This is a genomic window from Actinoplanes sp. NPDC051346 (assembly GCF_040682215.1).
Classification (GTDB): Bacteria; Actinomycetota; Actinomycetes; order Mycobacteriales; family Micromonosporaceae; genus Actinoplanes.
Genome location: NZ_JBFBAJ010000003.1, coordinates 597,388 through 622,923 on the forward strand (window position 1 = coordinate 597,388; position 25,536 = coordinate 622,923).

Below are 25,536 nucleotides of genomic sequence, written 5' to 3' on the forward strand. Positions count from 1 at the left end.
CATCCGTTCAGCCGAGCACCCCGGCGGCCGAGCGCGGAGCCGGCGTCAGAGCCTCACCCACGCGGTCGACCAGCAGCGCCATCTCGTAGCCCACCTGACCGACGTCGCAGCTCCGGGCCGCCAGTACGGCGAACGAGGAGCCGTCGGAGATCGACATCAGGAAGAGGAACCCGTTGTCCATCTCCACGACGGTCTGCAGCACCGCACCGCCCTCGAAGCACCGTGCGGCGCCCTGAGTCAGGCTGACCAGGCCGGAGGCGATGGCCGCCAGCTGGTCGGCCCGGTCACGGGGGAGGTCCCGCGAGGCCGCGAGCAGCAGACCGTCGGCGGAGACCGCGATCGCGTGCGCAACCCCGGGAACGCGGTCGGCGAAGTTGGCGAGCAGCCAACCCAGATCCTGCGTACTTGTCATGCCTCATGCTCCTTGCCAGCCTGCGAGGACTGCTGCCCTCCCGGAGTTTCCTCCGGGTTGGTCGATTGATCCTTCGTGCGACCCCGCTGCACCCCACGGTGATACGCGGACAGTAGCCCACGAACCGCCTCGGGAGTGCGGCGTTGGACCGAGGTCTCGGCCCGGTCGACACCGCCCGGAACGAGCTGTGCCATCGGCGTACGGCGCGGTAGGCCGGCCGTCGTCGTGGTCTCCACCGGCATTTCGGCGGCCTTGCGGGCGGCCTGCCAGCCCTCGTCGGCCGCGGTCTGCCACGGGTTGACCGGTCCGCCGGGGCCAGAGGTGCCGTTGGCGGCACCCGAGCCGTTGGCGGCACCCGAGCCGTTCGCGGCAGCCGAGCCGTTGGCAGCGGCCGCACCGTTCGCGCCAGCGGAACCGTTCGCGGTCGACGAACCGTTCGCGGCGGCCGAACCGTTGGCGACCGCGCCCACGGGGGCCGGGTCACGGTCACGGTCACCGTCACGCGTCTCCGGCGAGGCGGCCTGCTGCGGCACGGCGGCCGTGCGGGCCGGCTCCCCGGTCGAGAAGCGCTGCGAGGTGATCGTCTCGTCCGCGGCCGACGGCTCGGGCTCGGTGGCCCGGGGCTCGCTGGCGCGGGACTCGGTGATCCGAGGCTCTGCCGGGCGTGCGGTGACGAACCAGGCCGACTCGAGCTCCCGGAAGATCGGCAGCTCCATCGTCTCGTCCGAGAACTTCGCCGGACCGTCGCCGGCGGCCCGCTGACGGGCAGCGGCCTGCGCGGCGGCGATCTGCGCGGCGGCGGTCGCCTGGGCGGCCGCGGCCTGCTGGGTCGCTGCCTCGTGCGCCGCCGCGGCGGCCGCTGCCGACCGCTCGGCCTCGCTCTGCGGCGTCGACTCGGTCGACGGCGCTCCGCTCTGCGGGGTGGTCGGACGGGCGGCCCGCGGCTGGGACCCGGCGCCGGAGCGCTCCGCACGGTAGTGCGGGAACTCGGCGGTCAGGTCCAGGGCGGCCGCGAGGCTCTCCGGGACGGGCGGGGTGCTGTGCTCGCGGTCGGCCGATACCGGCGGCCACGCCGGCGGATAAGCGGCGGCGGGCGGAGCCGAGTGCGGCCGGCTGGTGCTCGGCGGGCCCGACTGCGGCCGGTTGGTGCTCGGCGGGGCCGAGTACGGCCGGTCGACGCTCGGCGGAGCCGAGATCGGCGGGCCCGACACGGGCGGCACCGAGATCGGGCGGCCGCCGGCGAACGGCGGGGCGGACGACACCGGAGGCGCGGAGACGGGCGGAACCGGAGGCGCCGAGACGGGCGGCGGCGCGAAGGAGGACCGGTTCTGCGACTCCGAGCTCGGCGGGAGCTGGCGCGGGATCGTGTGACCGAACGAGGCCGTGTCGTCGGGCCGGAACGTCTCGCCGTTGCGGCGCTGCGGCAGGCCCTCGCCACCAGCGAAGCCCTGAGGGCCGGCATGCGGCAGCGGCGGGATCGGCTCGTTGCTGCGCGGTCCGTGGAAGCCGTTGGCACCGCCCGCGCCGTTGGCGAAGCCGTTCGGCTGTCCGCCGAAGCCGTTGGACGGGCCACCGAAGCCGCTGGGCGGCTCGAAGCCGTTGGACGGCGCGCCGGTCAGGTCGGACCACGCCGGGGTGGAGCGGCCGCCACCGGTGCCGAGCATGCCGCCGGTGGGCATCGGCGGGTTCGGGTCGAACGGCCGTCCGCCCGGGTAACCGCCCCGGCCGTTGGTGCCGCTCTCGAGCGCCAGCGGCGGCTCGGCGAACGCGGGACGGGCCTGCTCCGGGCCCCCGAAGGAGCCGACGCCGGCGGTCGCACCGGCCGGGACCCGAGCGGCCGAGGCCGACGACGCGAGCACGCCGACCGGCAGGCCGACATCGGCCACCGTGCCGCGCTCGGTGTCGGCGGGCCGCAGCTCGACCTTGACGCCGTGCCTGTTCGCCAGGCGGGCGACCACGACCAGGCCCATCATCCGGGAGACGGCGACGTCCACCATCGGCGGGTTGGCCAGCCGCTCGTTGAGATCGCGCAGCTGCTCGCGGCTGATGCCGATGCCGCGGTCCTCGACCGAGAGCACCACACCGTCGCCGAGGCGCCGGGCCTCGACCACGACGTGGGAGTTCGGCGGGGAGAACGCGGTCGCGTTGTCGAAGAGCTCGGCGACCAGGTGGACCATGTCGTTGACCGCGTGCGCGGACACCTCGATGTCGCGGTCCATCATGCCGAACTCGATACGCGTGTAGTGCTCGACCTCGGACTGCGCGGCGCGGAGCACGTCGATGAGAGCGGCGGGCTCGCGCTGGACGCGGGTGGAGTCGGCACCGGCGAGAACGAGAAGGTTCTCGTCGTTACGGCGCATTCGGGTGGCCAGGTGGTCGAGCTGGAAGAGCTCGGCCAGGCGGTCCGGGTCCTCCTCGCCGCGCTCCAGACGGTCGAGGTGACCGATGAGCCGGTCGACCAGGATCTGCGAGCGGCGGGCGAGGTTGACGAACATCGTCGAGACGGAGGAGCGGAGCGCGGCCTGCTCGGCCGCGGTGCGGACGGCTTCCAGGTGGACGGCGTTGAACGCCTCGGTCACCTGACCGAACTCGTCCCGGCTGCGCACCGGCAGCGGCTCGGCGACCTGGTCGGCCACCTGGGCCGGGGTGAGCGAGCCGGTGAGCGCGGGGTCGCGCAGCCTCTCGACCGCCTGCGGCAGGCCGAACTGGGCGACGTTGAGCGCACCCTGGCGCAGCTCGCGCAGGGACCGGGCCATCGACCGGGCGACGAGCCAGGCGAAGACGATGGCGAGCAGGAGCATGCCGAGCAGGATGCTGGTCTCGACGAAGACGCGGCGCTGCACGTCGTCACGGATGTCGGTGGCCTGGGCCACGATCTCGCCGTCGAGCCGGTTCTCCACGCTGCGGAAGAGGTTGTTGTAGCCGATCATGGCGGTCTCCCACTGCTCCCGGTTGAACGGGATCTGGGTGGACCGGGTCGCGGCGAGTGCCTGCAGCGGCTTGGTGAGGTTGGTGGCGTTCCGCTCGGACGGACCGGTGATGACGCGGTCGACGAGCGCCAGGTCCTCGTTGGTGGCGACCTGACGCATGGCCGCGTCGGAGATCTGGAAACCGGTGTCGGTCAGCAGGAACTTGCGGCGCAGAGCCGTCGTGAAGTCGCCACCGCCGAGCACCTCGTGACCGACGTCACGCTGCTGGGCGATGAAGTCCTTCGACCGGGCGATGCCGGCCACCACGCGCAGGCGGTCGCTCAGCGCGGTGTCCAGCGCCAGCTGTGCGGACGCGTCACGCACGTTGAGCAGGTCGTTGATCATCGTGCTGTAGCTGGCGTCGATGATCTTGACCGAGAGGTCGTCGTTGGTCGTCTGGCTGCGCAGCGCCGGAAGCTCCTCCAGGTTGCGGTCGAGCCGCGTGAGGAGGGTGTTGACCTGCGGGGGAATGTCGTCCAGGGCGGCCTTCTGCTGCGAGTACGGCAGCTTGGCGGCGTCGACCTTCTGGTGCTCCCGCCGGTAGTTGACGTCGGCGGCCTTGCGTTCCTCGGAATCGGCGCGCGTCGTCGCGATCATCACGCCGAAGGCGCGCTCGCTCTGCAGGTGGTCGACGAGACCACCCGCCTCCTTGGACAGCACGGACAGGGTCCGGGCGCGCTCGGCGTTGGTGGCCTCGTCGATGTGGTCGATGAGGCCCTGCGTGCCGACGACGATCGTCGCCAGGGTGGGCACCAGCATGATGAGCCCGAGCTTTGACCAGATCGGGAGGTCCCGCAGCCGACCCGCCGGCCGGCGGAGCCGCGACATGACAGCGTTCGCCGTCTTGGGGCGCTTGCTCACGTCACCGTCCTCCTGATTCGGACCCGGGCTTCGGATCACCGGGCACCGCACACGGCCGACACGCCGGTCGGGCCCCCGAGATTCCATCACGACGAGTGTCAAAGAGAAAGAGCAGCCTGACCCGGACCGTTTGTGTGACGCGACGCGGCGTCCGGAGACGCCGACATCGCCGGCCAGTCATCACTGCTCGTATATGGCAAGTCTCTTAACGTCACTCGATTCGGTCGGCGCGTCCGGGTCCCCGTCCGTGCCGATCTGGCCCGATCTCTTTCGATCGTGCTGCACAGACGATGGCTCGCACAGAAGCCGACGGCAAGGCAAGATGCCGGATTATGCAGTGTTTGTAGACGCCATCTGTCCGAACGGCTGACCCCCTCCACCGAATCGGTAGTTTCGTAAGCCGAAAGTACGTCGGTGTCTCACATGCCGGTTAAAACCGGACATTAAACCAGCAACTTCGCGTATGCCGGCTTGATCACGTCGTTGATAATGGCCAACCGCTCGTCGTACGGGATGAAAGCGGACTTCATCGCGTTGATCGTGAGCCACTGGAGTTCACTCCAGCCCCAACCGAACGCCTCCGTCAGCAGAGCCATCTCCCGCGACATCGAGGTGCCGCTCATCAGCCGGTTGTCGGTGTTGACCGTGACCCGGAACCGCAGATCCTTCAGCAGCCCGATCGGGTGCTCGGCGATCGAGGCGGCCGCGCCGGTCTGCACGTTCGAGGACGGGCACAGCTCCAGCGGGATGCGCTTGTCGCGCACGTACGACGCCAGCCGCCCCAGGTTTCCGGCGGTGATGTCGTCCACGATCCGGACCCCGTGACCCAGCCGGTCCGCCCCGCACCACTGGATCGCCTGCCAGATCGACGGCAGGCCGAAGGCTTCGCCCGCGTGGATGGTGAAGTGGAAGTTCTCCCGCTGCAGGTACTCGAAGGCGTCCAGGTGCCGGGTGGGAGGGAAGCCGGCCTCGGCGCCGGCGATGTCGAAGCCGACGACGCCGGTGTCCCGGTAACGCACGGCCAGTTCGGCGATCTCCTGGGAGCGGGCCGCGTGCCGCATCGCGGTCAGCAGGGTGCCGACGCGGATCCGCCGGCCCTGGGCCGCCGCCTCGGCGGTGCCCTCCTCGAAGCCCGCGTGCACGGCGTCGACCACCTGGTCGAGGCTCAGGCCGGCCTCGAGGTGCTGCTCGGGCGCGTACCGGATCTCGGCGTAGACGACGCCGTCGGCGGCGAGGTCGAGGGCGCATTCCTTGGCGACCCGGTGCAGACCCTCCTCGGTCTGCATCACCGCGACCGTGTGGGCGAACGTCTCCAGGTAGCGTTCCAGCGAGCCGGAATCGGCGGCGGCGACGAACCACTCCCCCAGCCGTTCCGGATCGGTTTCGGGCAGTTCGTGTCCGACGGCGGCCGCCAGCTCCACGATCGTCGCGGGCCGCAACCCGCCGTCGAGGTGGTCGTGCAGGAGAGCCTTGGGGGCCTTGATGATGTCGTCGTAGGAGATGGCAGTCATCAGCAGATGTTAGAGGGGCGCGGCAGATGATCGACGGCGCATTGCCATACCTGCGGTGCCCGGTGTGTGGCGGAGCACTCACGCGCCCCGCCGAACGGGCGCTGCGCTGCCCACTCGGCCACTCTTTCGACATCGCGCGACAGGGGTACGTGAACCTGACGGCGGGCCGTACCCCCCACTCCGGCGACTCGGTCGAGATGATCGAGGACCGGGAGGCGTTTCTCGCCGAGGGCCACTACGACTTCATCGCCGAGGCGTTGGCCGAGGCGGCACATCCGGGCGACGGCCTGGTGGTCGACGCTGGTACGGGCACCGGCCGCTACCTCGCCGGGGTTCTCGACGCCCACCCGGCGGCACGGGGACTGGGGATCGACGTCTCCAAGCCGGCCCTGCGCCGCGCCGCCCGCGCGCACCCCCGGGCCGCGGCCGCCCTCGCCGACCTCTGGAGCCCACTGCCCCTTGCCGACGCCTCGGCCAGCACGGTGCTGAACGTCTTCGCACCCCGCAACGGCCCGGAATTCCGCCGGGTCCTGCGCTCCGACGGACTGCTGCTGGTCGTCACCCCGGCCGCGGATCATCTCGCCGAACTCATCGCGGAGTTCGGGCTGATCAAGGTCGACCCGGACAAGGCGGAACGGGTGGCGGACTCCCTCGGCGGCGGCTTCGCCGTGCGGAGCACGTCGAGGCATCACCGCACGCTGCGGTTGTCGGAGGCGGAAACCCGTACATTGATCGGAATGACGCCGAGTGCCCGGCACGTCCCGCGCGACGCGGCCGGGACCCACGAGGTGACCGCGGCAGTTGACCTCACGGCCTACCAGCCGATCTAGATCGAGAGGTCGACTTCTTCCCATTCGGGCGGGGCGTCGTGGTACGGCCCCGAGAAGAGCACCGCCCACTCCAGGGCCCACCGCCGCTGCCCGACGGCATTGCTGTCGACCTCGCCGGGGGGGCGCACCCCGGCCCGTTCGGCCTCCTGGAAGGCCCAGTCGAGGCAGTAGTAGAGGTCGAGGAGCACCGCGGCCTCGACCGGGTCCCGCGGCGACATCAGCGACCGGGACCGCCAGGCGTTGAACAGCTCACCGCCGGGCAGGTCCGGCATCTGCCGCATGAACCTGTCCTCGGGCGGGGCCGTCGGGTCGAGGTGCCGGCTGAGCCCGAGCAGCCAGGCCAGGGCGAACGCCGCGTCGTGGTGCAGCACGAACGACCGGTGATCGCCCTTGCCCCCGGCGACGAACTGCCACTCGGGCGGTGTGACGAAATCGACAAGCTTCGAGGCGAGCAGCCAGCTCATCGCGGTCTCGGCGGGCATGCCGAAGCACCGGGCCACGACCACGTGCAGCACCGCCGCCCGGGCCTCCAGCTCCGCCGTCGGCCGCAGTTCCACGCCGTCACCCGGCTCCCAGACCAGCGGGAACACCGGCGGCGGCAGCGGCAGGCCGAGCCGCTCGAGCTCGTCCAGGCTCGCTTCGCGTACCGCGCGGGGGTCGGGGGCGGCCTTCATGGCCGGCTCAGGCGATGCGGTCGAGGAGCAACCGCCCGGGCTCGGGTGCGTCCTGTCCGATGCGGATCGCTCCGGCCGCGTCGGCCCGCGCGGCGGGGATCCGGCCGGGTTCATCGGTACGCAGCTCCAGCAGCACATCGCCGGCGCTGACCCGGTCGCCAGGGCGCACCTTGAGCACGACGCCGGCCCCGGCGCTCACCGGGTCTTCCTTGCGGGCCCGGCCGGCACCCAGCCGCCACGCCGCCAGGCCGACCCCGAGCGCGTCCACCGACGCGACCACGCCGTCCTCGGTGGCGCGCAGGAACTCGGTTTCGCGGGCCACCGGGAGCGGCGCGTCCGGGTCGCCACCCTGGGCGCGGATCATCGCCTTCCACGAGTCCATCGCGGCGCCGGACCGCAGCGCCTCGGCCGGGTCGGCGTCGATGCCCGCCGCGGCGAGCATCTCGCGGGCCAGGGCGAGGGTCAGCTCGACCACGTCGGCCGGTCCACCGCCGGCCAGGACCTCCACCGACTCCTCGACCTCGATGGCGTTGCCGATCGTCAGGCCCAGCGGCGTGTTCATGTCGGTGAGCAGCGCGACCGTCTTGACGCCGTGCGCGCCGCCGAGCTCCACCATCGTCCTGGCGAGCTCGCGAGCCATGTCCAGGTCCTTCATGAAGGCGCCGGTGCCGACCTTCACGTCGAGAACCAGCGCGCCGGTGCCCTCGGCGATCTTCTTGCTCATGATGGAGCTGGCGATCAGCGGGATCGCCTCGACGGTGCCGGTGACGTCGCGCAGGGCGTACAGCTTGCGGTCGGCCGGGGCCAGGCCCTCGCCGGCCGCGCAGATGACCGCGCCCACGTCCTGGAGCTGCCGGACGAATTCGTCGTTGCTCATCCGGGCGCGCCAGCCCGCCACCGACTCGAGCTTGTCGAGGGTGCCACCGGTGTGGCCGAGGCCGCGGCCGGAGAGCTGCGGCACGGCGGCACCGCACGCGGCCACGAGCGGGGTCAGCGGCAGCGTGATCTTGTCGCCGACGCCACCGGTGGAGTGCTTGTCGACGGTCGGGCGGGTCACCGCGGACAGGTCGAGCCGCTCACCGCTGGCGATCATCGCGGCGGTCCAGCGCGCGATCTCGCCGGGCGCCATCCCGCGCAGCAGAATCGCCATGGCGAGGGCGGACATCTGCTCGTCGGCGACGACGCCCTTCGTGTACGCGTCGACGACCCAGTCGATCTGCGCGTCGGACAGCGTGTGCCCGTCCCGCTTGGTGCGGATGACATCGACAGCCGCGAATTCCGTCATTGTTGTTGCTCCCACCTAGCGCCGATGCCTTCCGGCGGTTCTCCTTCGCCGGCCCATGAGAGCCCGCCTTCCGCGTCCACCACAACCACCCGGGACGTACGGGTGCGACCCCAGGTCACCGCCGCGGCGGCGGTGGGGAAGATGGGCCCCTCCTCGAGGATGCCCTTGTCCGCGTCGCTCTCCTCGCGGCTGCCGCCGGAGCGTTCCCAGTAGCCGGTCCAGACCTGCGTGCCGCCGGAGAGATCCGGATGCACGAAGACCGTGCCGCGACCGCGCCACCGGGCGAGCTCAGCCGGCACGGCGGGCACGGCGGCCGGCCCGGTGACCTTGTCGATGTCGTCGGGGCCGAACGCGTTCGGCAGCAGTTCCGCCATCCGCAGCGGCCGGGGCACCGCCTCGACCAGGCACTCCGGGCCGCCGTGCTCGTAGAGCAGCTGGCGGCAGCGCCCACAGGGCATCAGCGGCTGCCCGGTGGCGTCGACGCAGGAGACCGCTACCAGCCGGCCACCACCCGTGGCGTGCAGCGAGCTGACCAGCCCGCATTCGGCGCAGAGGGTGACGCCGTAGGACGCGTTCTCCACGTTGCATCCGACGACCACGCGGCCGTCGTCCACCAGCGCGGCCACCCCGACGGGAAAGTCGGAATAGGGTGCGTACGCGTGCCGCATCGCCTCGACGGCCGCGGCCCGCAGCGATCCCCAGTCGATCTCCATGCCGCCGATTCTGCCCCACGCCGTTACGGTGCGAAGCGGCTCCCCGGCAACGGGCCGCTCCGCACCCCAACGGATCAACTCTTGATGTACGGCTGTCCGTCGGCCGCCGGGGCACGCACGCGGCCCACCAGGCCCGCCACCGCGATGATCGTCGCCAGGTACGGCAGCATGTTGAGGAACTGGCTCGGCACCGGGCTACCGACCGCGCTGAGGTACGTGGCCAGCTTCTGCGCGAAGCCGAAGAACAGCGCCGCACCCAGCGCCCCGAACGGGGTCCAGCGACCGAAGATCAGGGCGGCCAGCGCGATGAAGCCCGCGCCCGCCGTCATGTTCTTGTTGAAGCTGCCGGTCGCCGCCAGGGTGAAGTACGCCCCGCCGGCACCCGCGATCAGGCCGCCGATGAGGACGTTCAGGTAGCGCAGGCCGCGGACCCGGATGCCGACGGTGTCCGCCGCCGTCGGGTGCTCACCGACCGCCCGGGTGCGTAGCCCCCAGCGTGTGCGCGAGAGCCCGAAGTGCACCGCGAAGACCAGGATCAGCGCGAGGAAGACCAGGCCGTTGGTCTGGAACAGCACCGGGCCGGCCACGGGAATGTCGGAAAGGACCGGGATGCTCCACTCGGGCATCTTCGGGGGCTGGTTGTACGACTGGGCGTCGGGCTGCATCAGCCGCTCGTAGAGGAACCCGGTCACGCCGAGCGCGAGCAGGTTGAGCACGATGCCGACGACGACCTGGTCGACGAGGTAGCGAATCGCCAGCACGGCCAGGATCGCCGCGATCAGCACGCCGCCGAGGGCCGCGCTGAGCACGCCGGCCCAGACGCTGGTGGCCATGGTGCCGACCAGGGCGGCGCCGAACGCGCCCATGAGGAACTGGCCCTCGATCGCCACGTTGACCACGCCGGAGCGTTCACCCAGGACGCCGGCGAGGGCGCCGAGGATCAGCGGCACGGCCAGTTCCAGGGTGCCGCTGGCGGTGTCCACGAGCGGCAGGAACTTGCCCGCCACCTGCCAGCACAGGAACGACAGGACGAAGGTCAGGATGCCGAGGCTGAGCACACCCGTCTGGTACTTGCGGAGCAGGCCGGCCAGCAGCACGGCGCCCGCCGCCAGCGAGACAATGCCGAAGAGGATCGCACCGAACTGGCCGTTGATCGACAGCGCGGCGCCCTCGGCGTCGTCGCTGAGCGTGAACCGGGCGGTATCCGGGGCCGCGAGGGCGCCGAAGACCACCGTCGCCACGAGACCGATGAACACCACGCCGACGCCGAGGCGGCGCTGCCGGTCCCAGAACCGCGCGGGTGCCGCGGTCGGCACGATCTCTTCCACTGTCGCCGTCGACACGCCGGTCACCAGCCCTTCGCCATGGAGGCGCCAAGCCGGGCGGTGCGGGCGGCGCGGAGTCGGAAGATCGCCTTCACCAGCGCCGGTGCGGCGATGAAGATGACGATCAGGGCCTGGACCACGGTCACGAGCTCCAGGGAAATGCCGGTGAACGACTGCATCCGGTTGCCGCCGGCGCGCAGGGCGCCGAACAGGATCGCGGCGAGCAGCGTGCCCCAGGGACGGTTGCGCCCGAGCAGGGCCACGAGCAGGCCGTCGAAGCCGATGTTGCCGGCCACCTGCGGGGTCAGCGCGTGCGCGGTGCCCAGGACCTGGGTCGCCCCACCGAGGCCGGCGAGGGCGCCGGCGGTGACCATGAGCATGGTGTACGTCTTGGCGACGCTCATGCCCGCGGTCTTGGCGGCGGCCGGGTTGTGCCCGACAGCCCGCAGCTCGAAGCCGAACGCGGAGCGGTTGAGCAGCCAGGCCACCCCGGCCGTGGCCAGCACGGCGAGGATGATGCCGACGTTGGCCCGCAGCTCGCCGCCGAACGACGGGAGCTGCGCCGACTCGTCGACGGTCTTGCTGATCGCGTCGCTGCGGCCGGGCTGCTGAATGCCCTTCTGCAGGATCAGCCAGCCGAGGAAGAGGTTGGCCGTGTAGTTCAGCATGATCGTCACGATGACCTCGTGGGCCCCGGTGCGGGCCTTGAGGATGCCCGGCACGAAGCCCCAGAGCGCGCCGCCGAGCGCGCCGGCCAGCAGTGCCGCGAAGAGGTGGATCACCGGCGGCAACGGCAGGAGGAAGCCCGCCATCGCCGCGATGATCGTGCCGATGATCGCCTGGCCCTGGCCGCCGATGTTGAACAGGCCGCCCCGGAACGCCACCGCCACGGAGAGGCCGGTGAAGACCAGGGGCGCGGCGTAGGTGAGGGTCTCGGAGATCGGGGCGAAGACCTGCTTCCACGTGCCCGAGCCGTCGGCCCAGGCGGTGATGGCGGCCGGGTCGACGATCGCGCCCTTGAACAGGTCGGCGTACGCCGTGCTGACCAGCGTCCAGCTGGCGTTCATCGCGTCGCCGGGGCGCGCGGTGAAGTAGGAGAACGTGCTGAGCACCGCGGGGTCGGAGATGACGATCAGGACCGCGCCGATGACCATCGCCAACAGAACGGAGAGCAGCGTCACCGTCACGGTGTTGGCCGCCCACAGGTTGTGCACGAAGTGGCTCAGGAAGGATTCCTCAGCGCTGTCGTTCTTCGGCTCTTGGGGAGCCGTCGCGGTGGCGGCCTCCGGCGCGGTCTCCGCGGCCGTCTCGTCGGCGTCCTTCGACGTGCCGACCGGTCCGTCGGTAGTCACTTCGTCCCCTTCTCTTCGGCACCGTCAGCGTCGGTCGCCGGCGTGTCCCTCGAGCCGGTGATGCCGGCCATGAGCAGGCCCAGTTCCTCGCGCGGCGTGTCCGGCGAGACGATCGCCAGGATCCGTCCGCGGTACATCACCGCCACCCGGTCCGCGAGCCCGACGACCTCGTCCAGCTCGCTCGACACCACGATCACGGCCGTGCCGACGTCGCGCTCGTGCACGATCCGGCTGTGGATGAACTCGATGGAGCCGACGTCCACGCCCCGGGTCGGCTGAGCGGCGATGAACAGCCGCAGCGGCCGGGACAGCTCGCGGGCCACGACGACCTTCTGCTGGTTGCCGCCCGACAGCGTGCCCACGGCGGTCTCCGCCGACATCGTGCGGATGTCGAACTGCTCCACCCGCTCGCGCGCCGATTCCGCGACCGCGGCCGGGTTGAGCTGGAACGCGTTGCCGTACGGCGCCCGGTCGTACTGGTCGAGCACCAGGTTCTCCGCAACGGTGAATTCCTTGACCACGCCGTCGAGGCTGCGGTCCTCGGGGACGTACCCGACGCCCGAGCGCAGGATCTGCTTGGTGGACATGCCGGTGAGCTCTTCGTTGTCGACCTTGATCGACCCGGCGCGCGGCCGGCGCAGGCCCATGACCGCCTCGACGAGCTCCGTCTGCCCGTTGCCCTGCACGCCCGCGATGCCGAGCACCTCGCCCGCGCGCACGGTCAGGTCGACGTTGTCGACGGCGCGCACGCCCCGGTCGTCATCGACGATCAGGCCGGAGACGTGGAGGACCTCGCGACCGGGTTCGGCGGGCGCCTTGTTCACCTCGAGGTTCACCGCGCGCCCGACCATGATCGAGGCCAGCTCGTCCTCGGCGGCGTCCGGGCTGGCGGTGCCCACGGTCCGTCCGCGCCGGATCACCGTGATCCGGTCGGCGATGGCCTTGACCTCTTTGAGCTTGTGGGTGATGAAGACGATGGACTTGCCCGCGTCGGAGAGGCCGCGCATGACCGCGAGCAGCTCCTCGGTCTCCTGCGGCGTGAGCACCGCGGTCGGCTCGTCGAGGATGAGCACGTCGACGTCGCGGGTGAGGGCCTTGACGATCTCCACACGCTGCTGCGCGCCGACCGGCAGGTGCTCGACGAGCGCGTCGGGGTCGACCGGCAGGCCGTACCGTTCGGAGACCTCGAGGACCTCGCGCCGGGCCCGGCGCCGGTCCAGGAAGCCCGCCCGGGTCTTCTCGGCGCCGAGCGCGATGTTCTCGGCCACGGTGAAGACGGGGACCAGCATGAAGTGCTGGTGGACCATGCCGATGCCGGCGGCGATGGCGTCACGGGGGCTGCGGAAGGTCCGCGCCTCGCCGTCGACGAGGATCTCGCCCTCGTCCGGCTGCAGCAGGCCGTAGAGCTGGTTCATCAGGGTGGACTTGCCCGCGCCGTTCTCGCCGAGGAGGGCGTGAACCTCTCCGGGCTCGACGGTCAGGTCGATGTGGTCGTTGGCTACCAGGTCGCCGAAGCGCTTGGTGATGCCGCGCAGCTCGAGTCTCAGCGGAATCTCCTGCAGACGAGGGGCCGGGCGCACGACGCGAGGGGCGCGGCGACTGCCCGAGCAGAGCCGCCGCGCAGGCCGCGGGGTGTGTCCCCGCGACCGCGCGGCGGCCGGTTTGCTAGATCAAATTCAGTGTCACTTCTTCGGGGCGCTGGCCGACTCGACCGTGATGGTGCCCGCGATGATGTCCGCCTTGAGCTTGTCGACCTCGGACTTGAGGCCCGCGTCGATCTTGCTGTCGAACTTGCTGTACGGCGCCAGCGAGACGCCCTCGTTCTTCAGCGTGCCCAGGTAGCCCGGGGTGGCGGCGAGGGGCTTGCCCTGCGCGCCGTCGACCACGGCCTGCTCCACGGCGCCGGCGATGTTCTTGACGACGGTGGTCAGGAAGACGTCACAGTACTGCTCGGCACTCTTGCAGCCGTCCTGGTCGACCCAGATGACCGCGAGCTTGTCGCCGGACGCCTTGGCGACGTCCGCGGTGCCCAGGCCGGTGCCGCCGGCGACCGGCATGATCACGTCGGCGCCCTGCGAGACGAACGTGCTGGTGATCGTCTTGCCCTTGGCCTGGTCGCCGAAGTTCTCGGCGAAGGTGCCGTTCTGCTTGGCCTTGTCCCAGCCCAGCACGACCACGTTCTTGCTCTTGGTCTTGTTGTAGTGCGCGACGCCGTCGGCGAAGCCGTCCATGAAGACGGTAACCGGCGGGATCTTCAGACCGCCGTACGTGGCGACCTTGCCGCTCTTCGAGTAGCCCGCGGCGAGGTAGCCGGCGAGGAACGCGGCCTGCTCGGTGGCGAACTGCATCGGGTAGACGTTGGTCGCCCCCTCGACGGCGCTGTCCACGATGCCGAACTGCTGGCTGGTGCTCTCCGCCGCGACCTTCTTGGTCACGCCGCCCATGAGGCCGCCGACCGAGAGGATGAAGTTGCACTTCTGCGTGACGTAGCCGCGCAGGTTGGGCTCGTAGTCGGCCTCGGCCGTCGACGGCGCGTACTTCGGGTCGATGTTGCTCTGGGCCTGCTTGGCGGCCTGCAGGCCGGCCCACGCCGAGGCGTTGAAGGACCGGTCGTCGATGCCACCGGTGTCGGTGACCATGCACGCCTTATATCCCGCGGCGGCGCTCGCGCCGGAACCGCTCGGGGTCTCCTTCGGGGCGTCGCCACAGGCAGCGGCGGCGAGCGTCAGCCCACCCGCCGCAAGAATCGCAACGATTCGCTTCCCACTTACTGGGCGCAAGACGCCCTCCTTCCACAGCGCACCGACACAGCGCGGTGCATCTCAGGTCGGGAGCGTAGCCGCAGGTAAAGTCCGCGTCAGGAATTCGGACCGGACTGTTGGCGCACCGTTACCTGGCCGCAACCGCGAGTCGGAACGAACCGGCGTTCAGATGCCAAACTGCGGGAAAAGCCAGCGTGCCCGCTACCGGCCGGCTATTTTTCCGGCGAATTGGCGGCGTATGCCGCGGAATCCTCGACGGCCGAAGGCCGTGAGCCCGCCGCCCGCCAGGCGCGGACGCCGAGGACGCCGACCGTCGTGCCGACGGCGAGGGACGCGACGATCAGCAGCGCGTGCACCCAGAGGAACGACGTCGGCGATCCGCCCGCGAAGGACCTGTCGTCGTTGACGATGGCGACGCCGAAGCGCGGCCAGATCAGCCAGGTCCAGACGCCGACCGCGATCAGGAAGGCGGACCACTTCCGGGAGAGCACCACGGGACCAGTATGCGGGTCCGGCGCGAGACCCTCCCTAGCCGGCCGACGTCAGCTTGTCGGCGATGCGGGCGAACCCCGCGCGGACCTCGGCCCGCGTGGGCGGGCGGCCCGGCGTGGTGCGCCGCGGTCCGTCGCGGTCGAAGCTCTCGGCGGACAACTCGTCGGTGCCCGCGTCGCCGGCAGCACCGGACTTGGCGAGCTCGACCTCGGCGCGGATCGCCTCGGCGTCCGCCAGGGGCAGCAACGGCTCGACCACCGCCATCAGATCCTCGTCCGCGACGACGGCCTGGGCGAGGGCGAGGGCGTGCGGCCGCTCGTACGGGCCGCAGACCAGCGGCTCCCAGCCCTCGTCGTCGTCCAGCGGGCCGATGGTGATGATCCACGGCAGGTCGGCCACCGGTGAACCCGGCGGCAGGTGCAGCGTCACGAGAGTGCCCACGGGATCATCATTCCGGGCGGCGGTGCCGAATCCAGGTATTTTGCCCCACCGGAGCGGTTTTATCGTCTGCCGAGAGGTCGACGACGCGCCCGTGCGGGCTCGTCGCCGCCCACGCCGCGCCGAAGAGCAGCAGCTGGTTGAAGACGTAGAGATAGACCAGGAGACCGACGGCGCTCGCGACCAGACCGTAGGCGGGGTTGCGCTGGATCAGCCCGACGACCGACTTGCCCACGGTGTTGAGCAGGTAGATGCCGATGCCGACCTGAAGCACGGGCGGGGCCATCCGCCGTGCCGTCATCCGCAGCCGTGGCACGGCGGCGAGCAGCGCTGCCGCGAGCAGCATGTCGAGCACGATGGTGAGCACCACGCTGACCGCCGACAGCAGGACGCCGACCCGCCCGTCGGCGAGCCATTCGAGCAGCGCCTCCAGCCCGTAGACGGCTCCGACCGAGACCGTGAGCAGCACCAGGATGCCGACCAGCACCAGCAGGTCGACCGCCTGCCGTACGCCGAAGTAGCCCGGATGCTCGTTGAGCCGCCAGATCAACCGCTGCGACGACCGGATCGCCTCGACCCAGCCGATGCCGGTGAAGATCAGGCCGACGATGCCGACGATGCCGACCGTCCTGCCACTGTCGAGGATCGCCTGGATGTCAAGGAACGGCAGGTTCTTCGCCAGGAAGCCCTGGACGACGCCGAAGAGGCCCACATTGGAATTGATCAAGAAACCGAAGATCGAGTAGCCGATCAAAGCGAGCGCGAAGACCGCGAAGAATCCGTAGTAGGCGATCGCCGCGGCGAGCCGTCCGCCGAGGACCTCGTCGTAGCGCAGGGCGGCACGGCACAGGTGGTCGAAATAGCGGGAGCGGTGCCGCCAGGCCATGATCCGCGCCTCGACCACCGCGTACGCCCGGTCGATGGCGTTCACGCCGGTGACCGTACCCGAAAAAGCCTTTCACCTGGCGCTGCGTCCACGGACGTTCACGCTTGGTCAGAGAACCGGCGAAGAACGCCGCGGTACGCCGAGCGGATAGTCGCGGCGGCGTTGCCAGGGACCGTCGCCGGCGGCGGAGAGGTCGTGCGAGAAGAGCGTGAAGGCGGGCACGTCGAACCGCGCCTCGAACTCGGCCAGGTCGTCGAAGACCGCGTCGAGCGCCTCGGCGGAGACGTCCTGGGCGACGGTGACGTGCGGGTGGTAGGGGAACCGCGAGTCGCGGTGCACCCCCTCGGCGGCGGCGATCGCCTCCGCGAGCAGCTCGCACTCGCTGATGCCGACCGCCAGCGTCACGAACACCACCTCGGTGATCGGCCGGAATGTGCCCGTGCCGCGCAGGTGGATGGCGAACGGCTCCTGCCCGGTGGCGACCGTATCGAGGTGCTTCTCGATCGCCGGCAGCGCCGCGGTGGAGACCTCCGTCGGGCCGAGCAGGGTGACGTGCGCGGGCGTGTACGCGGCCTGCGGGTCACCCGCCTCCGCCCGGCGTCGGGTCAGCTCGTGCCCCCACGGCTGGGGGATGTCGATCGCGACGCCGATCCGCGTCGTGGATGTCCGCGCCACCGGCGTCAGGCTCCGCGGGACGGGCTGAGGAAGCCGATGTTCTGGTACGCACTCGCGAGCGTCGCCGCCGACACGGCCCGCGCCTTGTCCGCGCCGATCGCGAGGACCTTGTCGAGGTGGCCCGGGTCCTCCAGGTAGGCGCGGGTGCGCTCCTGGACCGGCCTGACGAACTCGACGACGATCTCGGCGAGGTCCTTCTTGAGGTCGCCGTAGCCGCGTCCGTCGTACTGCTCGAGCAGCTCGTCTATGGTCCGCCCGGTGAGCGCGGCGTACATGGTGAGCAGGTTGCTGATGCCCGGCTTGTTCTCCTCGTCGTAGAGGATCTCCCGGCCGGTGTCGGTGACCGCAGACTTGATCTTCTTGGCCGAGCGCGAGGCGTCCTCGAGCAGCTCGATGATGCCGTTCGGCGACGAGGCGGACTTCGACATCTTCGAGGTCGGGTCCTGCAGGTCGGTGATCTTGGCGGTGTCCTTCACGATGTACGCCGAGGGCACGGTGAACGTCCGCCCGAAGCGGGTGTTGAACCGCTGCGCCAGGTCGCGGGTCAGCTCGAGGTGCTGCCGCTGGTCCTCGCCCACCGGCACCGCGTCGGCCTGGTAGAGCAGGATGTCCGCGGCCTGCAGGATCGGATAGGTGAACAGGCCGACGCTGGTGGTGTCGGAGCCCTGCTTGGCCGACTTGTCCTTGAACTGCACCATGCGCCCGGCCTCGCCGAAGCCGGTGATGCAGCTCAGCACCCAGCCGAGCTGGGCGTGCTCGGGGACGTGCGACTGCACGAAGAGGGTGCAGCGCTCGGGGTCGAGGCCGAGGGCGAGCAGCTGCGCGACCGAGAGCCGGGTCCTGTTCCGTAGGGCCACCGGGTCGTGTCCCATGGTGATGGCGTGCAGGTCGACCACGCAGTAGAAGGCGTCCGCCGTTTCCTGCATGGCCACCCAGTTGCGGACCGCTCCGAGATAATTGCCGAGATGGAACGAGTCGGCGGTCGGCTGGATGCCGGAAAGCACCCGGGGGCGGCGGTCGGCGTCGGACATGAGCGCCATTGTGTCAGTCTCGTCAGGCGTCTCGTCAAACGCCCGCCGCGCTCGGGGTCAGTGTTCGAACATGTTGACTTGTGAGTGTTATTGAGCAACCCTGAGGGGTGAACTCAACCGTTACGAAGGGTCGTGTGGTGAAACTTCTCGTCACCGGAGGCGCCGGCTACGTCGGCAGCGTCACCAGCCGCCTGCTGCTCGACGCCGGTCACGAGGTCGTCGTCCTGGACAACCTCAGCACTGGCTTCCGGGAAGCGGTGGCACCGGACGCCACTTTCGTGGAGGCCGACATCGCCGACGCGGCCTCGGTCCTGACCCCGGGCTCGAACTTCGACGCCGTGCTGCACTTCGCGGGCCTCATCGCCGCCGGCGAGTCGATGACCAAGCCCGAGCTGTACTGGGACCACAACGTCCAGCGGTCGCTGGCGCTGCTCGACGCGGTCCGCGCCGCCCGCGTCCCCCGCTTCGTCTTCTCCTCCACCGCCGCCGTCTACGGCAACCCCACCGAGCTGCCCATCACCGAGTCCGCGACCAAGGCACCCACCAACACGTACGGCGCCACCAAGCTGACCTTCGACTTCGCGCTCACCTCGGAGGCGTTCGCGCACGGGCTGGCCGCCGTGTCGCTGCGGTATTTCAACGTGGCCGGGGCCCTGATCCGCGCCGACGGCACCGCCATCGGCGAGCGGCACAACCCGGAGACCCACCTCATTCCCATCGCGTTGCAGGCCGCCGCCGGCAAGCGCGACAAGCTGCAGCTCTTCGGCGACGACTACCCCACGTCCGACGGCACCTGCGTCCGGGACTACATCCACGTTGCCGACCTCGCCCGCGCCCACCTGCTCGCCCTGGAGGCGGCGACCGGCGGCGAGCACAAGATCTACAACCTGGGCAACGGCAACGGCTTCTCCAACCGTCAGGTCGTCGAGGTGGCCCGCGAGGTCACCGGCGCCGAGTTCGGCGTCGAGATGGCCCCGCGCCGCGAGGGCGACCCCGCGACCCTGGTGGCCTCCTCGCAGCGGGCCCGCGACGAGCTCGGCTGGGTGCCGGAGAAGAACACGCTGCGGGACATGATCGGCGACGCCTGGGATTTCTACCGCGCCCACATCGCGTGATCTGATCATCGCCATGGATGTCGCGTCCTCGGCAACGGCGGCCTTCCGCACCACCTTCGGCACCGATCCCGCCGGTCTCTGGGCCGCGCCCGGCCGGGTCAATCTGATCGGCGAGCACACCGATTACAACGACGGCTACGTGCTGCCCTTCGCCCTGCCGCAGCAGGTGGTGGCGGCCGCGGCGCCCGGCGACGGCTCGGGGTGGACGGTCTGCACGGACTTCGCCCCGGACGCCGTGACCTTCGCCGAACCGGCGCCCGGTGGGGTCGAGGGGTGGGCGGCGTACGTGGCCGGCGTGGTCTGGGCGCTGCGGGAGGCGGGCTACGCCGTACCGCCCGCACGGATCGCGCTCGCCTCGGACGTGCCGGTCGGCGCCGGGGTCTCCTCCTCGGCGGCGCTGGAGTCCGCGGTGCTGACCGCGCTCGCCGACCTGGGCGGGCTCGACCTGCCGATCGCGCGGCGGCCCGCACTCGCCCAGCGCGCGGAGAACGCCTACGTGGGCGCGCCGACCGGGATCATGGACCAGTCGGCGTCCATCCGCTGCGAGACCGGCCGGGCGCTCTTCCTGGACTGCCGGTCACTGGAGATCGAGCAGATCCCGTTCGACCTGACGGCCGCGGGCCTGTCCATCCTCGTCGTCGACAGCAACGCCCCGCACCAGCACGTCGACGGCGAGTACGGCGCCCGCCGGACATCCTGCGAACAGGCGGCCCGCATCCTCGACGTGCCGGCCCTGCGCGACGTCACCACCGGCGACCTGGGCGCGGCGCTGGCCAGGCTCGACGACGAGGTCATGCGGCGGCGGGTCCGCCACATCATCACCGAGAACCAGCGCGTGCTGGACACCGTGGCTCTGCTGCGCGCGGGACGCGTCCGCGAGATCGGCCCGCTCCTGACGGCGTCGCACGCCTCGATGCGCGACGACTTCGAGATCACCGTGGATCGCGTCGACGTGGCGGTCGAGGCGGCGCTCGCCGCGGGGGCGTACGGCGCCCGGATGACCGGCGGCGGCTTCGGAGGGTGCGTCCTGGCCTTGATCGACGCGGACCGGGCCGGTGCCGTGGCGACCGCGATCGAGCAGGCCTACCGCGCCCGGTCCTTCGCCGCGCCGACCGCCTGGTCCGCCACCCCCGGCCCGGGCGCCCGCCGCCTCTGACTGGCATATCCGCGGGGTCACGCGGGTATGCGCAGGGCATGACAGTCGAATCGGAAGAGCACCGGCCGAACGAGCACGGCTTCGCCGGCGCCGCCACCGCCCCCGAGCCCGCCCGCACGACCGAGCCGGCCGAGTCGGGCGAGCGGGTCGAGCCGGCCGAGCGGGTCGACGGCGAGAGCATCGCGGTGCCCGCCGGCGACATCACCGGCGCGGTCAGCGCGGCGATCGAGGACGCGACGACGGGCGACGAAGACCACTGACACGACACCAGCCCGCCCGGCGAGAGCCGGACGGGCTGGAACATCCCGGGTGAGCGGTCAGGCGGCTTCGATGATCATGCCGGCGCCGACCGTGCGGTTGGTCGTCTCGTCGATCAGGATGAAGCCGCCGGTGGTGCGGTTGCGGCGGTACTCGTCGGCGAGCAGCGGCAGGGTCGTGCGCAGGCGGACCCGGCCGATCTCGTTCAGCCCGAGCTGCGGCGCGCCCTCGTCGCGGTGCAGGGTGTTCACGTCGAGCTTGTACTGCAGCCCGCGGATGACCGTACGGGCGGTGCGCGTGGTGTGCTTGATCGTGTACTTCGAGCCGACCCGCAGTGGTGCCGTCTCGTCCATCCAGCAGACCATCGCCTCGAGGTCCTGGGCGACCGCTGGGGCGTTGTGCGGCCGGCAGATCATGTCGCCGCGCGAGATGTCGATCTCGTCGGCGAGCCGGACCGTCACCGACATCGGCGGGAACGCCTCGTCGACCGGGCCGTCGGCGGTGTCGATCGCCGCGATCTTGCTGGTCATGCCGGACGGCAGCACCATCACGTCGTCGCCGGGCTTGAGCACGCCCGAGGCCACCTGGCCGGCGTAGCCGCGGTAGTCGGTCACCGTCGTCGACTGGGGACGAATCACGTACTGCACCGGGAAGCGGACGTCGACCAGGTTGCGGTCGGACGCGATGTGCACGTGCTCCAGGTGGTGCAGCAGCGACGGGCCCTCGTACCAGGGGCTCTTCTCCGAGCGGGAGGCGATGTTGTCGCCCTCGAGCGCGGAGATCGGGATGATCGTGAGGTCGGTGATGTCCAGCTTGGCGGCGAACGAGGTGAACTCGTCGGCGATCCGGTCGTAGACGTCCTTGTCCCAGCCGACCAGGTCCATCTTGTTGACGCAGAGCACCAGGTGCGGCACGCGCAGCAGCGAGGTCAGGAACGCGTGCCGGCGCGACTGCTCGACCAGGCCCTTGCGCGCGTCCACCAGGATCAGCGCCAGGTCGGCCGTCGAGGCGCCGGTGACCATGTTCCGGGTGTACTGAATGTGCCCGGGGGTGTCGGCGATGATGAACTTGCGCCGAGGCGTGGCGAAGTAGCGGTACGCCACGTCGATCGTGATGCCCTGCTCCCGCTCGGCCCGCAGGCCGTCGGTGAGCAGTGCGAGGTTGGTGTACTCGTCGCCGCGCGCGGCGCTGACCGCCTCGACCGCCTCGAGCTGGTCCGAGAAGAGCGACTTGGTGTCGTAGAGCAGCCGACCGATCAGGGTCGACTTCCCGTCGTCGACGCTGCCCGCGGTGGCGAACCGCAGCAGGTCCATGTTGCGGGCGGCGGCCGCCTCGGTCTCCAGAACTGCCTGACTCATCAGAAGTAGCCTTCCCGCTTGCGGTCTTCCATCGCGGCCTCGCTGACCTTGTCGTCGCCCCGGGTGGCGCCCCGCTCGGTGATCCGGGTCGCCGCCACCTCGTCGATGACCTTCTCGACGGTGTCGGCGTCGGAGAGCACGGCGGCGGTCTGCGACGCGTCGCCGACCGTGCGGTAACGCACCCGGCGGGTCTCCACCCTCTCGCCGTCGCGGGGGGTGATGAACTCGTTGACCGCGTAGAACATCCCGTCGCGCTCGACGACCTCACGGTCGTGGGCGTAGTAGATGCTCGGCAGTGAGATGTTCTCCTTGGCGATGTAGTGCCACACGTCCAGCTCGGTCCAGTTGGAGAGCGGGAAGACGCGGATCGACTCGCCGGGGTGGTGCCGGCCGTTGTAGAGCGACCAGAGCTCGGGGCGCTGGTTCTTCGGATCCCACTGACCGAACTCGTCGCGGAAGCTGAACATGCGCTCCTTGGCGCGGGCCTTCTCCTCGTCGCGGCGGGCGCCGCCGAAGAGGGCGTCGAAGCGGTATTTCTCCACGGCGGCGAGCAGCACCGGCGTCTGGATGCGGTTGCGGGTGCCGTCGGGCAGCTCGCGGACCAGACCGGAGTCGATCGCCTCCTGCACGCTGGCGACCACCAGGTTGAGGCCCAGCTCGGTGACCCGGGCGTCGCGGTATTCGAGCACCTCGGGGAAGTTGTGGCCGGTGTCGACGTGCATGACCGGGAACGGGATGCGGGCCGGGGCGAAGGCCTTCTCGGCCAGCCGCAGCATCACGATCGAGTCCTTGCCGCCGGAGAAGAGCAGCACGGGCCGCTCGAACTCGGCCATGACCTCGCGCATCACGAAGATGCTCTCGGCCTCCAGGGCATCGAGATGGGATACGCGATAGGGCTTCGCCTGGCTCACAGGATCCCTAGCCTTTCGATGTGCGTGTGTGCAGGGGGTCAGGTTAGCGGGAGGTGACGCTGCAGCGCTGCAAGCAATCGGGGAGCAAGGTCCTTACGACAGACCACGAGATCCGGCAGTTTGGGATCGGCCTGGTTGTATTTCAACTCACTTCCATCAATTCGGGAAGCGTGAAGTCCAGTGGCTGACGCCACAGCGACCGGCGCCGCGCTGTCCCACTCGTACTGGCCGCCCGCGTGCACGTAGGCGTCGGCCTCCCCGCTGATCACCGCGGCGATCTTCACGCCGGCCGATCCCATGGGAACCAGCTCCGCGCCGATGTCCTCGGCGAGGGCGGTGACGAAGGCCGGCGGCCGGGTGCGGCTCGCGGCGATCCGGATCGGGCCGCCGGTGGCCGCGGTCAGGGGCAGCGGCGGGTACGCCGGGGTGTTGTCGGTGGCGAGCGTCCGGTGCTGGGCCGGCATCGCGACCGCCCCGGCCGCCAGGCAGCTCGGGCTGGAACAGTCGGCGGTCCAGAGCGCCACGTGCACCGCCCAGTCGGCGCGGCCCTCCTCGGAGAACTCGCGGGTGCCGTCCAGCGGGTCGATGATCCAGACGCGGGAGGCGTCGAGCCGGTCCGGTCGGACGATGCCGCGCTCGCCGTCCTGCCATGCGGTCCGGGAGTGGTCGTCTTCCTCCGAGAGCACGGCGTCGGCCGGGCGCCAGCGGGCGAGTTCCGCGCGCAACAGGTCGTGTGCGGCCTTGTCGCCGGCGGCCTTCAGGGCTTTGCCGTCCGCGTGGCCCAGCTCCGCACGGACCTGGAGCAGAACCTGCCCGGCGCGGTCCGCCAGCCAGCGGGCGAACGCGGAGTCGTTCACCGGCGGCGTGCCGCCGGACTCCGGCTCCCGCTGCCCCGCTATGCGTGCCGACGTCCCTGTCTGCTCGCTCATCGCTCTCCTCATGGATTAGTACGCTCCCGACGATCGCACCACGGCGGTCATGGTCCGCAAAAGGATCACCAGGTCCAAACTGAGCGACCAGTTCTCCACATAGCGCAGGTCAAGTCTGACCGCCTCCTCCCACGGAAGGTCCGAGCGACCGGAAACCTGCCAGAGGCCCGTCATGCCCGGTTTGACCGCGAGTCGGCGTCGCACGTCGTCGGCGTAGACGGCGACTTCCGACGGCAGTGGCGGCCGCGGGCCGACCAACGACATCTGGCCCGAGAGGACGTTGAGAAGCTGCGGCAACTCGTCCAGCGAGAGCCTGCGCAACCACCGGCCGACCGGGGTGACACGCGGGTCGTCGCGGATTTTGAAGAGCACACCGTCGTGCTCGTTGAGGTGCCGGAGCTCGGCCAGCCGGGCCTCGGCGTCGACATACATGCTGCGGAACTTGTAGATCCGGAATTCGGACCCGTCGCGACCGACCCGAACCTGCCGAAAGAGTACCGGCCCTCGCGAGGTGAGCCGCACGCATAGTGCGACGGTTAACAGCACCGGACCGAAAAGGACCAGCAGGAACAGGGCGCCGAAGCGGTCGAAAAGATCTTTGACGATCCGCGCGCCGCCGTGCAGCCGCGGATGTTCGACGTGCAGCATCGGCAATCCGTCGAACGGGCGGATCGTGGTGCGCGCCCCGGCCACGTCGATCAGGGCACTCGCCACGACGAGGTCGACCTCGTCGCGTTCCAGCCGCCACGCGAGCCGGCGCAGCGCGACGCCGTCGAGCTCCGGGCAGCTCAGCACCACCACCGTGTCCGCTTCGGCGGCGTCCACGGCATTCGCGACGTCGTCGAAGGTGCCGTACACCGGCAGGTCCACGTCGCTGGCCTTCGGCCGGGGTCGGCCCTCGCGCCGCTCGGCGCGGTCGATGCCGCCATCGTGCTCGGCGGGCAGGCAGGCGCCGACGACCTCCAGGCCGTGGTAGCGCTCGCGGCGCAGCTGCCGGGTGATTCCGATGACGGACAGCTCGTGCCCCACCACGAGCACCCGGCGCAGGCTCGCTCCCCGCGCCCGTTCGAGGTGCAGCCGTTTGCGCAGGGCGAAGCGCAGCACCACGGCCGAGACGATCGCCGTCGGCAACGCGGCCAGGACATAGGACCGGGCGAGCTCGAGCTCCAGCGCGTACGAGACGACGGCCACGCCCGCGATCAGTCCGACGCCACCGCGGAACACCCGCTGGTATTCGTCGGTGCCGACGAACAGGAACCGGCGTTCGTACGCCCGGCTCACCACCAGGACGGCCAGCAGCGCCACCGGCAACAGCGCCGACAGCAGCAGATACCACCGGTTGTACGTGGTCACCTCGTCGCCGAAGCGCAGTCCGAACGTCACCGCCCCCGCCGCCACCCCGGCGAAGAGGTCACAAAGGACCAGGGCCCGCACGTACCGGCGCTCCCAGCGCTGCCGCCGCGACATCGCGGCGTGCTTGCCGCGGACCCGAACGAAGGGCCGGGCGGCGGGCCGGGCCGCCGACGACCGGTTGGGCCGCGGGGACCAGAGGCGGTCCGCCGCCTGGTTCTTCGCCCGCTCGCCCGCCAGCAG

23 protein-coding genes are annotated in these 25,536 nt (G+C 70.8%); 4 read left to right on the forward strand and 19 right to left on the reverse strand.

Features of this window, described 5'->3' with window-relative positions; translation table 11 throughout:
• Window positions 1-7: 7 nt before the first annotated feature.
• The 3 genes from AB0M36_RS11025 to AB0M36_RS11035 form a co-directional block, all read right to left on the reverse strand.
• Entirely contained in the window at window positions 8-412 is a 405-nt protein-coding gene (locus AB0M36_RS11025) for a roadblock/LC7 domain-containing protein (protein ID WP_014447580.1), read from the reverse strand.
• Window positions 409-4,242: a nitrate- and nitrite sensing domain-containing protein gene (locus AB0M36_RS11030; protein ID WP_364155295.1), complete on the reverse strand. Its 3,834-nt coding sequence runs from the start codon at window positions 4,240-4,242 to the stop codon at window positions 409-411. Before AB0M36_RS11030 ends, AB0M36_RS11025 begins: the two co-directional genes overlap by 4 nt.
• 443 nt (window positions 4,243-4,685) lie before the next feature.
• The gene (locus AB0M36_RS11035) at window positions 4,686-5,753 is read right to left on the reverse strand and encodes an adenosine deaminase (protein WP_364155297.1); all 1,068 of its coding nucleotides are present in this window, start codon (window positions 5,751-5,753) and stop codon (window positions 4,686-4,688) included.
• 26 nt (window positions 5,754-5,779) lie between these two features.
• On the opposite strand from AB0M36_RS11035, the gene AB0M36_RS11040 reads away from it, so the two are divergent.
• The gene (locus AB0M36_RS11040) at window positions 5,780-6,583 is read left to right on the forward strand and encodes a putative RNA methyltransferase (RefSeq protein WP_364155298.1); all 804 of its coding nucleotides are present in this window, start codon (window positions 5,780-5,782) and stop codon (window positions 6,581-6,583) included.
• Here AB0M36_RS11040 and AB0M36_RS11045 read toward each other — a convergent pair.
• The 12 genes from AB0M36_RS11045 to trpS form a co-directional block, all read right to left on the reverse strand.
• Window positions 6,580-7,257, reverse strand: coding sequence for a DUF4272 domain-containing protein (locus AB0M36_RS11045; protein ID WP_364155300.1), 678 nt, complete (start codon window positions 7,255-7,257; stop codon window positions 6,580-6,582). The two genes, AB0M36_RS11040 and AB0M36_RS11045, sit on opposite strands and share 4 nt — an antisense overlap.
• A 7-nt stretch (window positions 7,258-7,264) precedes the next feature.
• On the reverse strand, window positions 7,265-8,542 hold the full coding sequence (locus AB0M36_RS11050; RefSeq protein ID WP_364155301.1) for a thymidine phosphorylase: 1,278 nt from the start codon (window positions 8,540-8,542) through the stop codon (window positions 7,265-7,267).
• Window positions 8,539-9,255 (reverse strand): cytidine deaminase, encoded by a 717-nt coding sequence (locus AB0M36_RS11055; protein WP_364155303.1) that lies wholly within the window; start codon window positions 9,253-9,255, stop codon window positions 8,539-8,541. The genes AB0M36_RS11050 and AB0M36_RS11055 overlap by 4 nt, the downstream gene beginning before the upstream one ends.
• Window positions 9,256-9,329: 74 nt before the next feature.
• Window positions 9,330-10,598 (reverse strand): ABC transporter permease, encoded by a 1,269-nt coding sequence (locus AB0M36_RS11060; protein ID WP_364155304.1) that lies wholly within the window; start codon window positions 10,596-10,598, stop codon window positions 9,330-9,332.
• A gap of 5 nt (window positions 10,599-10,603) precedes the next feature.
• Window positions 10,604-11,806: an ABC transporter permease gene (locus tag AB0M36_RS11065; protein WP_364155430.1), complete on the reverse strand. Its 1,203-nt coding sequence runs from the start codon at window positions 11,804-11,806 to the stop codon at window positions 10,604-10,606.
• A gap of 122 nt (window positions 11,807-11,928) precedes the next feature.
• Complete coding sequence (locus AB0M36_RS11070) at window positions 11,929-13,512, reverse strand: ABC transporter ATP-binding protein (protein ID WP_364155306.1); 1,584 nt, start codon at window positions 13,510-13,512, stop codon at window positions 11,929-11,931.
• Window positions 13,513-13,614: 102 nt separating this feature from the next.
• Window positions 13,615-14,712, reverse strand: coding sequence for a BMP family ABC transporter substrate-binding protein (locus AB0M36_RS11075; protein WP_364155307.1), 1,098 nt, complete (start codon window positions 14,710-14,712; stop codon window positions 13,615-13,617).
• Between the two features lie 194 nt (window positions 14,713-14,906).
• On the reverse strand, window positions 14,907-15,188 hold the full coding sequence (locus AB0M36_RS11080) for a hypothetical protein (RefSeq protein ID WP_364155309.1): 282 nt from the start codon (window positions 15,186-15,188) through the stop codon (window positions 14,907-14,909).
• A gap of 34 nt (window positions 15,189-15,222) precedes the next feature.
• The gene (locus AB0M36_RS11085; protein WP_364155310.1) at window positions 15,223-15,627 is read right to left on the reverse strand and encodes a hypothetical protein; all 405 of its coding nucleotides are present in this window, start codon (window positions 15,625-15,627) and stop codon (window positions 15,223-15,225) included.
• 7 nt (window positions 15,628-15,634) lie between these two features.
• Window positions 15,635-16,555 carry a YhjD/YihY/BrkB family envelope integrity protein gene (locus AB0M36_RS11090; protein ID WP_364155312.1) on the reverse strand — a complete coding sequence of 307 codons (921 nt, stop codon included), beginning with the start codon at window positions 16,553-16,555 and terminating at the stop codon, window positions 15,635-15,637.
• 63 nt (window positions 16,556-16,618) lie between these two features.
• Window positions 16,619-17,185 (reverse strand): 2'-5' RNA ligase family protein, encoded by a 567-nt coding sequence (locus AB0M36_RS11095; protein ID WP_364155314.1) that lies wholly within the window; start codon window positions 17,183-17,185, stop codon window positions 16,619-16,621.
• 5 nt (window positions 17,186-17,190) lie between these two features.
• On the reverse strand, window positions 17,191-18,216 hold the full coding sequence (trpS, locus tag AB0M36_RS11100) for a tryptophan--tRNA ligase (RefSeq protein ID WP_364155316.1): 1,026 nt from the start codon (window positions 18,214-18,216) through the stop codon (window positions 17,191-17,193).
• A gap of 137 nt (window positions 18,217-18,353) precedes the next feature.
• Here trpS and galE point away from each other — a divergent pair, with 137 nt between their 5' ends.
• Genes galE through AB0M36_RS11115 form a run of 3 tightly spaced genes read left to right on the forward strand, consistent with a single transcriptional unit; the run spans window position 18,354 to window position 20,747 of the window.
• Window positions 18,354-19,331 carry a UDP-glucose 4-epimerase GalE gene (galE, locus tag AB0M36_RS11105; RefSeq protein WP_364155317.1) on the forward strand — a complete coding sequence of 326 codons (978 nt, stop codon included), beginning with the start codon at window positions 18,354-18,356 and terminating at the stop codon, window positions 19,329-19,331.
• 13 nt (window positions 19,332-19,344) lie between these two features.
• Entirely contained in the window at window positions 19,345-20,487 is a 1,143-nt protein-coding gene (gene galK / locus AB0M36_RS11110; RefSeq protein WP_364155319.1) for a galactokinase, read from the forward strand.
• Window positions 20,488-20,525: 38 nt separating this feature from the next.
• Window positions 20,526-20,747 carry a hypothetical protein gene (locus tag AB0M36_RS11115; RefSeq protein WP_364155320.1) on the forward strand — a complete coding sequence of 74 codons (222 nt, stop codon included), beginning with the start codon at window positions 20,526-20,528 and terminating at the stop codon, window positions 20,745-20,747.
• A gap of 57 nt (window positions 20,748-20,804) precedes the next feature.
• On the opposite strand, the gene cysN is transcribed toward AB0M36_RS11115, so the two are convergent.
• Genes cysN through AB0M36_RS11135 form a run of 4 tightly spaced genes read right to left on the reverse strand, consistent with a single transcriptional unit; the run spans window position 20,805 to window position 25,410 of the window.
• A complete protein-coding gene (gene cysN, locus AB0M36_RS11120) occupies window positions 20,805-22,103 on the reverse strand; it encodes a sulfate adenylyltransferase subunit CysN (protein WP_364155322.1) in 1,299 nt (432 codons plus the stop codon).
• Complete coding sequence (gene cysD, locus AB0M36_RS11125) at window positions 22,103-23,014, reverse strand: sulfate adenylyltransferase subunit CysD (RefSeq protein ID WP_364155324.1); 912 nt, start codon at window positions 23,012-23,014, stop codon at window positions 22,103-22,105. Before cysD ends, cysN begins: the two co-directional genes overlap by 1 nt.
• Before the next feature lie 38 nt (window positions 23,015-23,052).
• The gene (locus tag AB0M36_RS11130) at window positions 23,053-23,943 is read right to left on the reverse strand and encodes a 3'(2'),5'-bisphosphate nucleotidase CysQ (RefSeq protein ID WP_364155326.1); all 891 of its coding nucleotides are present in this window, start codon (window positions 23,941-23,943) and stop codon (window positions 23,053-23,055) included.
• 15 nt (window positions 23,944-23,958) lie between these two features.
• Window positions 23,959-25,410, reverse strand: coding sequence for a sugar transferase (locus tag AB0M36_RS11135; protein ID WP_364155432.1), 1,452 nt, complete (start codon window positions 25,408-25,410; stop codon window positions 23,959-23,961).
• Window positions 25,411-25,536 lie beyond the last annotated feature (126 nt).

What these genes read in the sequence shown, in the direction of transcription:
- AB0M36_RS11025 (WP_014447580.1), bottom strand. Translation starts at nt 412, where the DNA reads ATGACAAGTACGCAGGATCTGGGTTGGCTGCTCGCCAACTTCGCCGAC.
- AB0M36_RS11035 (WP_364155297.1), bottom strand. Translation starts at nt 5,753, where the DNA reads ATGACTGCCATCTCCTACGACGACATCATCAAGGCCCCCAAGGCTCTC.
- AB0M36_RS11040 (WP_364155298.1), top strand. Translation starts at nt 5,780, where the DNA reads ATGATCGACGGCGCATTGCCATACCTGCGGTGCCCGGTGTGTGGCGGA.
- AB0M36_RS11045 (WP_364155300.1), bottom strand. Translation starts at nt 7,257, where the DNA reads ATGAAGGCCGCCCCCGACCCCCGCGCGGTACGCGAAGCGAGCCTGGAC.
- AB0M36_RS11050 (WP_364155301.1), bottom strand. Translation starts at nt 8,542, where the DNA reads ATGACGGAATTCGCGGCTGTCGATGTCATCCGCACCAAGCGGGACGGG.
- AB0M36_RS11055 (WP_364155303.1), bottom strand. Translation starts at nt 9,255, where the DNA reads ATGGAGATCGACTGGGGATCGCTGCGGGCCGCGGCCGTCGAGGCGATG.
- trpS (WP_364155316.1), bottom strand. Translation starts at nt 18,216, where the DNA reads ATGTCCGACGCCGACCGCCGCCCCCGGGTGCTTTCCGGCATCCAGCCG.
- galK (WP_364155319.1), top strand. Translation starts at nt 19,345, where the DNA reads ATGGATGTCGCGTCCTCGGCAACGGCGGCCTTCCGCACCACCTTCGGC.
- AB0M36_RS11115 (WP_364155320.1), top strand. Translation starts at nt 20,526, where the DNA reads ATGACAGTCGAATCGGAAGAGCACCGGCCGAACGAGCACGGCTTCGCC.
- cysN (WP_364155322.1), bottom strand. Translation starts at nt 22,103, where the DNA reads ATGAGTCAGGCAGTTCTGGAGACCGAGGCGGCCGCCGCCCGCAACATG.
- AB0M36_RS11130 (WP_364155326.1), bottom strand. Translation starts at nt 23,943, where the DNA reads ATGAGCGAGCAGACAGGGACGTCGGCACGCATAGCGGGGCAGCGGGAG.
- AB0M36_RS11135 (WP_364155432.1), bottom strand. Translation starts at nt 25,410, where the DNA reads ATGTCGCGGCGGCAGCGCTGGGAGCGCCGGTACGTGCGGGCCCTGGTC.